The following is a 13,899-nucleotide window of genomic DNA, read 5'->3' on the forward strand; positions in this document are numbered from 1 at the left end:
GGATACACCGGCAGATCCAGCGTTTCCCGATCGCTGCTTTTCAAATCCCGACTCTGCTTTCAGATATGTTTTAAACCTCCATTTCTGTGAGGCGGATCTGTTTCAGAATGTCTTCCATATCCTCCCGCAGAAAATGTCCGGTTTCTTCCCGTAGCGCAGAGGCTGTGGACATGGCCGCTGCCCGTTTCAGGATCTCCTCCGGCTCCAGCTCCCTGCTGAGTCCTGCTGCAAATCCGGCCGTCATGGTATCTCCGCAGCCCACCGTATTGACGGCTTGTATCTGCGGTACTGTCAGCCGGAAGATCCCCTTTTTTGTTGCCGCCACTGCTCCGTCTTTTCCCAGCGATACCACCACCATCTCTATGCCGTCTTCCTGCAGTGCTCTGGCTGCTTTTCCGATCTCCGCTAGATCCTTACACGCACTCCCCGTCAGCATACGGATCTCGTCAATATTGGGCTTGATCAGGTATGGTTTCTCCTTGATCCCTTCTTCCAGAAGCCTGCCGCTGGTATCCAGTATCACTTTTTTCCCGGCCTCTTTTCCCAGTCTGATCAGTCTTCTGTAAGTACTCTCATCCAATCCTTTGGGAACACTCCCGGATAATACGATCACATCCGCCTTCGGCAGCTGCTTTTGATACCGCTCTAAAAATCCCTGAAATTCCTCCGGTGATACCGCCGCTCCCGGTTCCAGGCATTCTGTTTGCAGCTGCTTTTTTTCATCCCAGATATTGATGCAGGTACGGCTTTCTCCCGACAGGTGGAAAAAATCATGCTCCACCCCATATTTTTCCAGGGCTTCTTCGATGTAGGCGCCTGCGTGACCTCCTACAAACCCGGTGGCAACCACCCGTTCCCCTGCGATCACTGCCGTTTTAGACACATTCAGACCTTTTCCGCCGGGAACATACCTGCATTCCTTTACCCGGTTCACTTCCCCCTCCCGGAAGTTTTCTATCACATACCTCTTGTCGATAGCCGCATTCAGCGTCACTGTCAAAATCATACTCTCTCTCCCAACTGCTGCTTCTGTCTTCTTCTCCCTGTCTGTTAAGCTGCCGGTTTTTTACTTTTAGATTCTTTTCGCTCCTTGCCGGTCTTCTGCTTTTTACACACTTTTACACTTCCTGCTCCCCGCTTTCATTTACCAGCAGAATCTTTCCTTTTACCTTTCCCGGCTCCTTAAACAGTTGAAATGCTTCCTGCGCCCGGCTCATAGGAAACTTTTGGAAGATCAACGCCGGATCAAACCGTAGCTGTCCCGTGGCAAAATAGTGGGCCGTCAGTTCCCATTCCCGCCCTGGAAACGGCGCACTGTAAGACATCCAGGATCCGGTCAGCTTAAATTCCTTCCGGTTCATCTGCTCCCAGACTGCCGGAGAGAATGTCAGATCCTTGTGCGGCGTTCCGATAAAGCAAACGGAAGCTTTGTTGGCCGCCAGCAAAAAGGCCGCTTCCATGGTAGCTGTCTGCCCTGCCGTTTCAAACACGTATCCAAATCCGGCTCCTTCGGTGATCCTGCCTGCCTGCTCCATATAGTCTTCCTCCAAAGAACAGATGGTCTCGTCTGCCCCCAGTCGTTTGGCCAGCTCCAGCCGCTTTTGACTGATGTCAAATACCACTACTTTTTTTGCTCCGAAAATTTTGGCCCACTGCATGGTAAACAGACCGATGGTACCTCCTCCCAGGACGGCTACCAGTTCTCCGCCTCTGTAATCATTCTGAAAAAGACCATGGAGCGCTACCGTGGACGGCTCAAACATCGCTCCCTGCTCGTAAGAAACAGACGAGTCAAACACGACTGCATTCTTTTCCGGGATCACCACATAATCTCCGTTGCTTCCCTGCTGTCTGGAACCGATGAAGCTGTAGTGTCTGCACAGGGAATAGTTTCCTTTCTGGCAGTCCTCACATTCCATACAGGGTAAAAGGGGCGCCCCCGATACCCGGTCTCCTACGCGGACCTTTGTGACTCCCTCTCCTACTTCCACCACATCTCCGGAAAATTCATGTCCCAGCACAATAGGATAGAAATGGACACCATGGTGCAGGACCCGCGGAATGTCCGATCCGCAGATCCCGGATACTCGGACCTTTACCTTTACCATCCCCGGCTGCACCTGTGGTTCCTCATAATCCATATATCTTACATCTTCATTTCCGCATACGACTGCTGCCTTCATCAAAACTTATCCCTTTCCTTTCATCAGGTCTTTCAAATTCTCATAGATGCCCAAATAGGTTTCATAATTTTTATCATATACAGCCCGATGCTTCGGGTTCGGCTCATGCACTCTCCTGTATGTTACCGTCTTTTTCACAGCCTCTTCAAAGCTCTTATACATGCCGATGCCTACTCCCGCCAACATGACTGCTCCCAGCGTGGTTGCCGTATCCGAAGACGGAACAACAATCCTGGTTCCTGTTACATCCGCCTTGATCTGCGTCCACAAAAGAGAGTTTGCCGAACCGCCCATGGCCCGAAGCTCCTTGACGGCTGCATGCGCTTCTTTGGCCGTCTCCAGATTGTGGCGAAGAGACATGGCCACCCCCTCCATGGCAGCCCGCACCAGATGCCCCTTTGTCGTTTCAAAATCCAGACCGTAGAAGACCCCTTTTGCGTCCGGGTCCCAAATCGGAGAACGTTCTCCCGCCATGTAGGGCAGAAAGATCAGGCCGTCACTGCCTGCCGGAACCTTGTCAGCGATCTCATTTAACAGCTGAAACGAAGAAGTCCCTCTGTTTTTCGCCTCTATCCTCTCCACATCTCCCAGCTCTCTTTCCAGCCATCGGAGGACTCCGCCGCCTCCTACGGTTCCTCCCTGCAGCAGCCAGCTATCCGACGTGGCGTGGTAGCTTAAGATCAGCCGCCGATCCGCCCGGTACTCTTTGGTGCAGATGCTCATGCCGCCTGCCTGGCCGCCCTGCTCCTGGGTCTCTCCCTCCTGCAAAACCCCTGCTCCCAGCGTGCCACAGGCAGCATCCAGCGCTCCTGCCGCTACAGGGATCCCTTCCACCAGTCCACACTCTTGGGCCGCTTTTTTCGTAACGTTTCCGATGATGGCATGACAAGGGAAGATCTCCGGCAAAAAAGAAGTGTCTATTCCCATCTCTTTGCAGAGTTCCTTCTCCCACGTTCCCTTTCGCATATGAAAACACTGCCATCCATATCCCTGGGACAGCTCCTGTGTCATCTCTCCTGTCAGGCAAAAAGCAATATAACTGTTGGACTGCAGGATTTTTTCCGTGTGTTTATAGACCTCCGGCCTATGCTTTTTATACCAGAGCACCTTCGGCATGGAGTAGGAAGGCATAAATGGATTTCCGCTGACTTCAAACAGCCGTTCCTCTCCGAACGACTGCCTGATCTCCCTGCAGATTTCATCTGCACGGGTATCCATCCAGATAGGCGTATGACACAGGACGCGCCCCTCTTTGTCCACCGGGATAGCTGACCAGCTCTGCCCGTCGATCCCGATTCCTGCAATCTTAGAAGCTTCTATCCCGGAGCGCTCCAGCATTCTCCTGACCGCCCTGCAGACAGCCTCCCACCATTCCTCCGGGTTTTGTTCTGCCCACCCCTTCTTCGGATAATAGACAGGGTAGCCCTCGCTCTCTGTGGCAGCTACTTCCCCATTCTCTGTAAAAAGTGCCGTTTTGCAGGCACTGGTTCCAATATCGATTCCCAACAAATATTGTTTCATTCTGCACGCTTACCCTCGTTTGCTTTTCCGTTGCATCCACAGACTTTTATCCGGTCTTTTACCAGCTGTTTGACTGCTTCCATCCCCACCTGTCCCAACTTTTTCGGATCGATGGTTCCCGGCTCCTCTTCCAGCAGCTTTTTCACCGCTCCCGTATACGCTGCCCGCAGCTCCGTTGCAAAGTTGACCTTGCACATTCCTCTTGCGATGCAGTCCTTTACGTCTTCGTCGCTAAGTCCGGAGCCTCCGTGAAGCACCAGCGGAACAGAGACCTTGCTGCGGATCTGGGAAACCCGTTCTTTATCCAGAACCGGTGTCCCTGCATAGAAGCCATGGGCGGTTCCGATGGCTACCGCAAGAGAAGTGACGCCCGTCCTCTCCACAAATATCCTAGCCTCTTCGGGATCCGTATTGGTATCCGCCTCTGCCTCCAGGTCATCTTCTTTTCCTCCGACCTTCCCAAGCTCTGCTTCTATGGGGATCTGAAGGGCATTGGCCACATCCGCCACCCGTTCTGTCACCGCCACATTCCCTTCAAAATCTTCCTGGGATCCATCCATCATCACAGACGTATACCCTGCCTTTATGGCACGAACAGCCAGTTCAAAGCTGTTTCCGTGATCCAGATGCAGGCATACCGGAACGCTGGCCTTTTCTGCCTCTGCCCGCACCATAGCAAAGTAGGTTTCCAACGTCCCGTATTTCACCGTAGACGCCGTAGTCTGCAGCATGACTGGCGCCTTTAATTCCTCTGCCGCCGCAATCACAGCCTTTACCATTTCCATGTTTTCTACATTAAATGCTCCCACCGCATACTGCCCCCTCTGGGCGTCTGCCAGCATGTTTTTTGACGTAACCAATGGCATATCCTTTTCCTCCCTGCTTTTCAAACTGCTTGTTACTGTTCTTCCTAAAAAATCCCTTTCATTATACAACACTTTTTTCCCCTTTGCACTGATAAAAAAACAATTCTGCAGCTGCTTTTTGCGTATGGGAATGAACCCCGGCTCCCGTATGATATCTTCTGAGAATGAAAAAAGGCGATATTTCTACCGCCTTTGTATTGCATCAGATTTCCACCGTTTCCTTTACGTTTCAGATGTCTTGTAGGTCTTATCCGGCAGTCTCCTTCTCCTTTTTTCCTGCTGCCTGGGCTTTGTTGATCTCCGACAGCTTTTAATCCAGTTTCATGTCTCCCGCTTTGATCCATCCCCATTTTTTCAGGATGTAGCAAAATACTGCGGAGAGCACGGCCGGAAGGATAAAACAGATCAACCCCATTCCTGCCCAGTCCATGGCGGTGATCCCCTCTTTGACGCCGTTTGCCACATCGGCAGCCCATCCTGTATAGACACCGATCTGTCCTACAAAGCCACAGGTCCCCATTCCGGAAGAAACAGCAGGTCCGTTCATCTCCAGACGGAACACGCAGGTGGCGATAGGTCCCGTGATGGCCGATGCCAGAATAGGCGGGATCCATATTTTGGGATTCTTCACAATATTTCCCATCTGGAGCATGGACGTTCCCACCCCCTGTGAGATCAGTCCCCCCACTCCGTTTTCCCGAAAAGACATCACTGCAAATCCTATCATCTGGGCACAGCAGCCTGCCACCGCAGCTCCTCCTGCCAGGCCGGTCAGGCCAAACGCCGCACAGATAGCAGCGGAAGAAATGGGTAGGGTCAGTGCGATCCCCACCAGCACCGACACCAGAATTCCCATCAAAAACGGCTGAAGGTCTGTCGCCCACATGATAAGGCTTCCCATCTTGATAGCTGCACCTCCGATAGCAGGCGCCCACCAGGCAGAAAGCAGGATCCCCACTCCGATCGTCACAAGAGGTGTAATCAAAATATCAATCTTGGTTTCTTTGGAGATCGCTTTTCCACATTCCGCCGCAAAAATCGCCACAAACAGCACAGCCAGCGGCCCTCCTGCGCCTCCCAGTGCATTGGATGCAAATCCTACGGTAATCAGAGAAAACAACACCAGAGGCGGACTGTTCAGGGCATAGCCGATGGCCACCGCCATCGCCGGCCCGCTCATTGCCGACGCCATAGACCCTACCGTGTATTCTGTCTCATTGATAACGGCAACGGTTCTGGTCAGCCAGGAAATTCCCAGCTGCGTACCCAAGGTATTAATGATGGTTCCTATCAGCAGGGAGCAAAACAAGCCCTGCGCCATGGCCCCCAATGCATCTATTCCATATCTTTTGACAGAAATAACAATATCTTTTCGCCTTAAAAACTCCTTGACTGTATCCATTTGCTTCTCCTCTTTCCTTCTGTGCTCTACTTTGCTGTCTGTTTGTCTTTCTCTCTTCCTTTTCCCGGTCTTTCACTAAAGATCCGGAAAAGCGATGTCATAGATCTTCCATGTGTCTCCCTGCTGTATGTACCAAAGCACTGCCGCATAGGTTCCTTTTTTGGCAGATATGTTCTGGCCTTCCTCATATTGGCAGGTGTATTCCCCGGAAAGATCTACCCGGATGATCGTTTCCCCTTTCTTCCCTCTTGCTTCCGCCCGTGCTGTCGCTTCCCCACGGGACAGCAGCAGTGTCGCCACCTCCGTATTTTTTTCTTTCCCGCACAGGACATGATCCCGAAATCCCCGATATTTCTCATGCACCATCTTTTTACAGGTTTTATGCATCTTTCCCAGGATTTCGATCTTTCCGACCTCGTCCTTTTTAAGACTTCCTTCCATCAGCGTCTGAAATTCCTGAACTGCCTGTGAAGATACCTGCTGCACAGATTCCGGCAAAATATTCGGATCTGCCGCGATCTCTACCGGATTTTGAACTTCATCATAGCCTCTTTTGGACAGATCTACGATTTTTTGAATATCTTCCATTCCTTCCCGTTTGATCTCCACATAGTGCACATAGCCAAATATTCCCGGCACTCTGTATATATCGCAGGTTTCCGTCTGGACCGGCTTTACCCGCTGACTGACAGGCACGGCATCCAGCCTCAATCCGGCGTTCCGGGGCACCTTCAGGTCTACCTGACGGATCAAAAGGCCCTTGTCTTCTACCTTCCAGAATAATCCCTTCCGGACCATTCCGATCTCTTCCCAAAATTCTTCCTGGTTTTTCTCATAACAGATGCAGAATCTCGCCCGCTTTCCCGTCTGTGCCACTTTCCGGATCTTTTTTGGCTCTCCTACCTCCCTGCCTCCTGCTACCGTCATGGCTGTCACAAAGGCCCGCTTTCCCAAAAAGCCTTCCGGGACATCCCGGTACTCTAACATCTCGTACATGGCATTCCAGTCTTTGTCCGACCTTGCCTCTGCATAGCGCCTGACTGCGCTTTCTGCCCCCAGCACATTCGTCAGCACCAGGATCATGACTACCAGCGTCAGAGCAGCCACTCCCGCCTCCAGGATCAGGATCCTGGCAAGGACTGTAGGAGTCTTCCACTTTTTCTTTTTCCCCTCTTCTATCTCCAGCTGGTCAAATTCAAACTCTTCCGGGAGAAAAGGCCCGTAAACCGTCTCTTCAAGGACTTCCCATTCTGCTTTGCCACAGCTGCCCCGGCTTTCTTTTGGGATCTCTTCTTTTCTGCTTGCCCGGTTATCCTGCTTCCACTTTTCCCAAAACATCCTTCGTCTCTCCATTTTCTTAGCGATACGTCGACAACAGGTTTACGTTATAAATTTCTACTTCATTGAGATACAGGGTACGATTGGCATCAAATACTTCCGGCGCTATGGTTCCCATGTACCAGCTTTGGCTGTCGAAATATGCCTGCAGCTCCGGCTCCTGAAATCGCCGCCCTCTTCTTGCCAGGATCTCATTGATGGCCAGCTGCGCCTGCTCCGGAGAAAGGGCTGATGCTTCTTCCTCTGTGATAAAAGTGGTATCACTGGCAGGAAAACAAAAGGATTCCTCCGCCGACGGTTCCTCGGCTGCCTCCGATGATGGCTCCGTCGCTTCCTGTCCTTTCTGACCTGCCTTTGAAAATTCCATGACTTCGGGAACCGCCGTGACCATAACGCCTTCCGGAGCCGGAAGTGTCCCCTGGTTCCCCTCCCTGCTGCTTGCCAGATTCATCTCTCGTACCTTTTCCGTAGACAGAACTGACTCCTGCCTGGGTGCGTTTTCAGAGCCTTTTGCCAGCACATAGACGGTCACTGTTACCATAAGAAAAATAAGGATACCCAGCGCCGCTGCCGCAATTTCCTGGATGCGTTTTTTTCTCGTCATAGCTTTCTCCTTTTGTCTGCCCCTCTTTAAGTACCGTCAAAAAGATTCTCCTGATTTTGTCCTGCCGGCTGGCCGTCCCAGGGTCTGTGGAACCTCTTCTTTTCCATCAGACGCCCAGACGCTGTGCAACGGCCTGACCGGCTGCGGTTCCTGCCACTCCTCCGATCCCTGTCTCCTTCAGGCTGCTATCCATCTTATCTCCCACTTCCTTCATGGCGTCTATCACCTGATCCACCGGAATCTGGCTTTCGATCCCGGCCAGCGCCATATCGGCGGCAGCCATGGCGTTGACGGCTCCGCCCACATTTCTCTTGACACAGGGAACTTCCACCAGACCCGCCACCGGATCACAGACCAGCCCCATCAGATTCTTCAGCGCCATGGCACAGGCATGTCCGATCTGGCTTACGGTGCCTCCCCGCAGGTAACAGATGGCTCCTGCCGCCATCCCGGAGCCGGATCCGATCTCCGCCTGACAGCCACCGGATGCCCCGGCCAGATAGGCCCGGCTGGCGATCACCTGCCCGATTCCTGCCGCCACATACATGGCCTCTATCATATGTTCTTCCGGGATCCCGTATTCTTTTTTATAGGGAACCAGTACCGCCGGCATCACTCCACAGGCTCCTGCCGTGGGAGCCGCCACGATCCTTTTCATACAGGCGTTATTGCAGCCCATTTTCAGAGCTACCGTCATGACTTTTGCCATGTAATCTCCGCATAGAGCCTCTCCCTTCTTCTGGTAGGCTTCCATTTTCGCTCCTTCGCTGCCCACAAGGCCTCCCGAAGATACCTGATCTTCCTCATACGCCTCAATAGCACTTTCCATGGTCCTCCATATCCCACACATTCCGTTCCAGGATTCTTCCTCTGACGCTCCTCTGTCTTCCATATCTTCCAGTTGTATGGCTTTCCAGAACTCTATCCCTTCTTTCTCACATCTTTTTGCAATGTCTTCTATTGATTGGTATGCCATCTCTTTTCCTCCACTTACTCTGCGTGATACGCTTCCAAAAACATAACCCGGAGTATTCCCTCTTTTTTCTCCAGTTCTGCGATCGCTTCCTTTGATACCTTCTGATCTGTCTCCACCACCATAACAGCCAGTCCTCCCCGCTTATCACGGAACACCTGCATCGTGGCGATATTCACATCTTCTTTGCTGAGAGCTTTGGATACCTCCGTGATCCTCCCCGGCTGATCCACATTCCGAATGATCAGAGTATTCGACTCTCCACTGAAATTCACGTCCACATCTCCCAGCTTGCTGACCCGTATCCTGCCTCCGCCGATGGAATATGCCTGTATTTTCAGTGTCTTTTTTCCTTCTCCTTCCATCACCAGAAGCGCCGTATTGGGATGTGCTCCCTTCAGGTCTTTCTTGACAATAGAAAATTCCATTCCCTTTTCCTTTGCGATCTCAAAGCTGTCCGGGATCCTCATATCATCCGGCTTCATCCCCAAAAGTCCTGCGATCAGGGCCTTATCTGTCCCATGCCCCTTTCCTGTAGCGGCAAAAGAGCCGTGCAGATACACCGTCACCTTATCCGGCTGTCCTCCGAACAGCTTTCTTCCCATAAATCCGATCCTCGCGGCGCCTGCCGTATGGGAACTGCTGGGTCCCACCATAACCGGTCCCAAAATATCAAATATGTTTGCCATCTTCCCTCTCCCTTCTTTTCCTCTCTGGTTTTCCTTTCTGTTTTCTGTGACGTCTCTTCCTTTTTTTTTCAATTTCTATCTGTTTTCTCTACTTTATACACTATCACATTTTCCTTCTTTACAAAAGACCTATCTGTCGGAAAGCCCTTCCTTTTCCCTTGGGAAAGATCATGGCTCGCAAAAAGGAGGATATCCCCTTTCCATGGAGCTTTTTCCATAGGTTCGGACACCCTCCCTTTATCTTCCTGTGATGAAGCAACGGTCAACCTTTTCCGGATCCCCGGCAATTTACCGTCCCTTCAAACTGTGCCTCCCGCACTTCCCCGGGATCTGTTTTCTCTTTCGCTTTTTGCGGGAGCCTTTCTCGCTTTTGCCGCTTTCCTGCTTAAGTCATCTGATGCTCTGTATGAAGCAGAAGGTGTGCCTTGTGGGATAATGGCTTTTCCAGATATTCCGCATACAGCTTCTTGATATCCGGATTGTCATGGGAACAACGCACTTCGGAGCGATCGTCCAGATAGTAGAGATTCTTTCCTCTCTCAAACGCCAGCTCCTTCCCGTCGTGGATCAACTGCCCACCGCCGCCTACGCAGCCGCCGGGACAGGCCATGACTTCCACAAAATCATACTGTACTTCTTTTCTTTCAATCTTCTTTAGCAGTTCTCTGGTATTGCCCAGTCCGCTGACAACCGCCGTTCTTACCTTCACCCCGTCGATATCAAACTCTGCTTCCTGTATGCCGTTATTTTCCTGGAAGCCTGTGCTTCTTACCTGTTTGAAGGTGCCTGCCGGTGGATTTTCCTTTTTCAGGGTAAAATATGCGGTACGAAGAGCCGCCTCCATCACCCCGCCTGTTGCGCCGAAAATGATTCCGGCTCCCGTTCCCACACTCATGGGATTGTCTCCCGGGATATCCTCCAGCGTGTCCGGTTTGATATGGGCAGACCGGATCATTTTTACCAGCTCTCTTGTGGTGATCACCACGTCCGTCTCATGTCCTGCATATTCTCCGTAAAACAGTTCCATCTCCCGTTCGCTCTTCTTTGCCAGGCACGGCATCACCGAAACGGAAAAGATCTTTTCCGGCGACACTCCAATGGACTCCGCAAAATAGGATTTCATTACCGCGCCAAACATCTGCTGAGGTGACTTTGCCGTAGACAGATCTTTCACCATATGAGGGAACTGGGATTTTACGAAACGCACCCAGCCTGGGCAACAGGAGGTAAACATAGGCCTTTCCTTCAGCTCTCCCGCCGTAAACCGTTCCAAAAATTCGCTTGCTTCTTCCATAATGGTCAGATCTGCAGAAAACGCCGTATCAAACACATAGTCTGCTCCCATCCGCTTTAGGGAATCCAGGATCTTTCCTACCTTGGCTTCCTCCGGACTCAGCCCCAGCTGCTCTCCCCAGGAAGCCCGTACCGCCGGCGCCACCTGCACTACCACGATTTTCTCCGGATCTGCGATGGCATCCCACACCAGTTCTGTGTCGTCTCTTTCACTAAGGGCTCCCACCGGACAATGGGTGATACACTGTCCACACAGAGAACAGGGCGCCTCTTCTATTTTTTGTCTCCTGGAAACGTTAACGGTCGTTCTGGAGCCGGTTCCTTCCAGGTCCCACACATTCAGGCTTTGGACCTTGTCACACACCTGAATGCACCGCATGCATTTGATACATTTGGAGGAATCCCGGATCAATGGAAATTCCTTGTTCCACTCCTGTTTCTCCGGCGTCTGTTTGTAGGGAAGCTCCAGGATGTTCAGATCGTTTGCCACCTTCTGAAGACTACAGTTTCCGCTTCTGGAACAGATCACACATTGATTGTTGTGCTGGGACAGAATCAGTTCTACCGTCGTCCTCCGATGTCTTCTTACCTTGGGGCTGTTGGTATACAGTACCATCCCTTCCTCTACCACATTGTTACAGGAAGTGATCAGCTTTTCCTTTCCTTCCATCTCTACCACACAGACACGACAGGCTGCGATCTCATTCAGTCCTTTTAGATAGCAGAGTCTCGGAATCGGAATCCCATTCTGCTCAGCCGCCTCCATGATGGTGGTATTCTCTTCCACAGATATTTTCTTTCCGTCAATGATAAGATTTACCATAACCTCTCTCTGCCTCCTTTAAATATTCCATATCCGAAATGATCGCACCTCAGGCAGCGCCCCGCCTCCTGCTGTGCCTCGTTCTTCGTCATACAATTTTCCACGCCTGCAAAATCCTGGACTCTCTCGCAGCCTTCTCTTTCTGTCATATTGACTCTTCCGCATGGGATCTTGTCTTCCAGGCTTGGCTCCGGAATTTCCACATCGCAGGAAATCTCATGGCGATATCCGAAATATTCATCAATATTTGCCGCAACCACCTTTGCCGCCGCAATGGCTGTGATCACTGAGGCCGGACCGCTGGCGCAGTCTCCTCCCGCAAACACGTCCGGCATGTGTTCTACAGCTCCTGTGCTCTTGGTATGGATCTTTCCTTTTTCTACCGGGATCCCGGCTTCTTCAAAGTGTCTCGTTTCGATGTTCTGCCCAATGGCTACGATCAGGTAGTCGCACGGAATATAGACGTCCTCTTCCCCGGTGGGTTTTACACTTGCCCTCCCGTCCCGGATGGCGCTGATCATCTGCGGCGTCACATAGATGCCTTTGATATGATTCTGCTCGTCCACTTCGATAGAGGAGGGAGCCATCAGTGTCTGTACTTCGATTCCTTCTGCTACTGCCCCTTCAATTTCGGCGGGAAGCGCTGTCATATCTGCCACTCTTCTCCGGTATACGATGCTGACTTTTTTTGCGCCCAGACGTCTTGCCGTCCTGACTGCGTCCATCGATACATTCCCGCCTCCGATGACTGCCACTTCCTTCCCGGTCAGATCCGGATGTTCATTTTTTCCTACGCTCCGCAAGAACTGGACTGCGGACACCACTCCATCTGCATCTTCTCCCGGCAGTCCCAGCTTTTTGTCAGTGCTCGCTCCGATGGTGATCAGCACTGCGTCATACTGCTTTCTGAGATCCTGCAGACTGATATCCTGACCGATCTTCAGGCCATGTCTGACTTCCACTCCCGTCTTCAAAATGGCGCGGATATCCTCATCCAACCTGTCTTTCGGCAGCCGGTAATTGGGAATTCCATAGCGGAGCATCCCTCCCAGCTCCGGAAGCATTTCGTATACAGTTGCCTGATGTCCCATCAGCTGCAGATAGTAAGCTGCGCTTAAGCCTCCCGGACCTCCTCCCAATACCGCCACCTTCTTTCCGGTGGGCGCACTACAGACAGGGGGATCCACCTCTCCGGCATAATCCGCCGCCATTCTTTTCAGGCCTCGTATGTTAATGGCATCATCCATCATATTTCTTCTGCATCTTGCTTCGCACGGATGCTCACAGATAAATCCGCAGGTGGTTGGGAAGGGATTATCCTTCCGGATCAGGCGGATAGCGTCTGCATATCTCTCCTCGCGGATCAGGGCAATGTACCCCGGAATATCCACGCTTGCCGGGCAAAGAGCCACACAGGGTACCGGCTGGTGATAGGTACAGGTACACCGGCCGTTTTTAATGTGTTCTTCGTAGTCGTCCCGATAACCGATCAGGCCCTTATACACCATGTTGGCAGCCTCATACCCAATGGCACAGTCGGAGGCCTCCATTGCATTCAGCGCCGTCTGTTCCATGATATCCAGTGTCTTCATGGTCGCCTTTCCGTCCAGCACCTCCTTGATGCACTGGTTCAGCTGTCCCAGCCCGACTCTGCAGGGCACGCACTTTCCACAGGTCTGGGCGTGACACAATTCCACAAAAGCTCTTGCCATATCCACCGGACATAATCCCGGAGGACTGGACTCGATCCGTCTTTCCAAGTCTTTATACAGCCCCTCCATCACGATTTTAGCTCTTTTTGGCGAAGCAATTTCTAATCGACTCATTTCCATCTCCCCTTTTCCAAGTATTTTTGAAACAGTATTGGTAATAATATACCATTTTCCCTTCTTTTTTGAAATATTTTTTAGTAAAGTAGATAAATTAACATTTTGGTCAGCATTTTAACAAATATTCGTATAAATGATTTTTATTTTCAAAATAGAACTCCTCTTTTCTCACCTCTCCCTGATCCGAATCGGTAGACATGTGAATCCACACCGGAATCTGTAGACACATGCATCTGCACAGGCACGAATACAGACACAGATTCTGTTCAGACGTCAGAGCTGAGAATTCTCCGCACATTTTGTCCCATACCCTCATTCCACCTTTATGCAAACTGAAAAAAGGCTGCCGCTTTTTGCGACAACCTTCTCTTTGACAGA

The 13,899-nt window shown here is 51.4% G+C and carries 11 protein-coding genes; all 11 read right to left on the reverse strand.

All coding sequences use genetic code 11. The features are described from left to right. Positions 1-70 precede the first annotated feature (70 nt). The 11 genes from pfkB to FYJ34_RS04790 all read right to left on the reverse strand — a co-directional run bounded on the left by pfkB (position 71) and on the right by FYJ34_RS04790 (position 13,518). The gene (gene pfkB, locus FYJ34_RS04740; protein WP_154476680.1) at positions 71-1,006 is read right to left on the reverse strand and encodes a 1-phosphofructokinase; all 936 of its coding nucleotides are present in this window, start codon (positions 1,004-1,006) and stop codon (positions 71-73) included. A gap of 112 nt (positions 1,007-1,118) precedes the next feature. After that, the gene (locus FYJ34_RS04745) at positions 1,119-2,183 is read right to left on the reverse strand and encodes a galactitol-1-phosphate 5-dehydrogenase (protein WP_154476682.1); all 1,065 of its coding nucleotides are present in this window, start codon (positions 2,181-2,183) and stop codon (positions 1,119-1,121) included. 6 nt (positions 2,184-2,189) lie between these two features. Further along, a complete protein-coding gene (xylB, locus tag FYJ34_RS04750; RefSeq protein ID WP_154476684.1) occupies positions 2,190-3,704 on the reverse strand; it encodes a xylulokinase in 1,515 nt (504 codons plus the stop codon). Further along, positions 3,701-4,570, reverse strand: coding sequence for a class II fructose-bisphosphate aldolase (locus FYJ34_RS04755; protein WP_154476686.1), 870 nt, complete (start codon positions 4,568-4,570; stop codon positions 3,701-3,703). The genes xylB and FYJ34_RS04755 overlap by 4 nt, the downstream gene beginning before the upstream one ends. A gap of 310 nt (positions 4,571-4,880) precedes the next feature. Beyond that, the gene (locus tag FYJ34_RS04760; RefSeq protein ID WP_154476688.1) at positions 4,881-5,972 is read right to left on the reverse strand and encodes a PTS sugar transporter subunit IIC; all 1,092 of its coding nucleotides are present in this window, start codon (positions 5,970-5,972) and stop codon (positions 4,881-4,883) included. A gap of 75 nt (positions 5,973-6,047) precedes the next feature. After that, a complete protein-coding gene (locus FYJ34_RS04765; RefSeq protein ID WP_154476690.1) occupies positions 6,048-7,310 on the reverse strand; it encodes a hypothetical protein in 1,263 nt (420 codons plus the stop codon). 19 nt (positions 7,311-7,329) lie between these two features. After that, the gene (locus tag FYJ34_RS04770) at positions 7,330-7,914 is read right to left on the reverse strand and encodes a YARHG domain-containing protein (RefSeq protein WP_154476692.1); all 585 of its coding nucleotides are present in this window, start codon (positions 7,912-7,914) and stop codon (positions 7,330-7,332) included. A 106-nt stretch (positions 7,915-8,020) separates the two neighbouring features. Then, on the reverse strand, positions 8,021-8,890 hold the full coding sequence (gene sdaAA / locus FYJ34_RS04775; protein ID WP_154476694.1) for an L-serine ammonia-lyase, iron-sulfur-dependent, subunit alpha: 870 nt from the start codon (positions 8,888-8,890) through the stop codon (positions 8,021-8,023). A 14-nt stretch (positions 8,891-8,904) separates the two neighbouring features. Continuing rightward, positions 8,905-9,576, reverse strand: coding sequence for an L-serine ammonia-lyase, iron-sulfur-dependent subunit beta (sdaAB, locus tag FYJ34_RS04780; protein WP_154476696.1), 672 nt, complete (start codon positions 9,574-9,576; stop codon positions 8,905-8,907). A 385-nt stretch (positions 9,577-9,961) separates the two neighbouring features. After that, positions 9,962-11,692, reverse strand: coding sequence for a [FeFe] hydrogenase, group A (locus FYJ34_RS04785; protein WP_154476698.1), 1,731 nt, complete (start codon positions 11,690-11,692; stop codon positions 9,962-9,964). Continuing rightward, positions 11,686-13,518 carry an NAD(P)-binding protein gene (locus FYJ34_RS04790; RefSeq protein ID WP_154476700.1) on the reverse strand — a complete coding sequence of 611 codons (1,833 nt, stop codon included), beginning with the start codon at positions 13,516-13,518 and terminating at the stop codon, positions 11,686-11,688. The genes FYJ34_RS04785 and FYJ34_RS04790 overlap by 7 nt, the downstream gene beginning before the upstream one ends. Between the last annotated feature and the right edge of the window lie 381 nt (positions 13,519-13,899).

Origin of the sequence: Suipraeoptans intestinalis (assembly GCF_009696485.1) — a bacterium.
In the GTDB taxonomy this organism is placed as follows: Bacteria; Bacillota; Clostridia; order Lachnospirales; family Lachnospiraceae; genus Suipraeoptans; species Suipraeoptans intestinalis.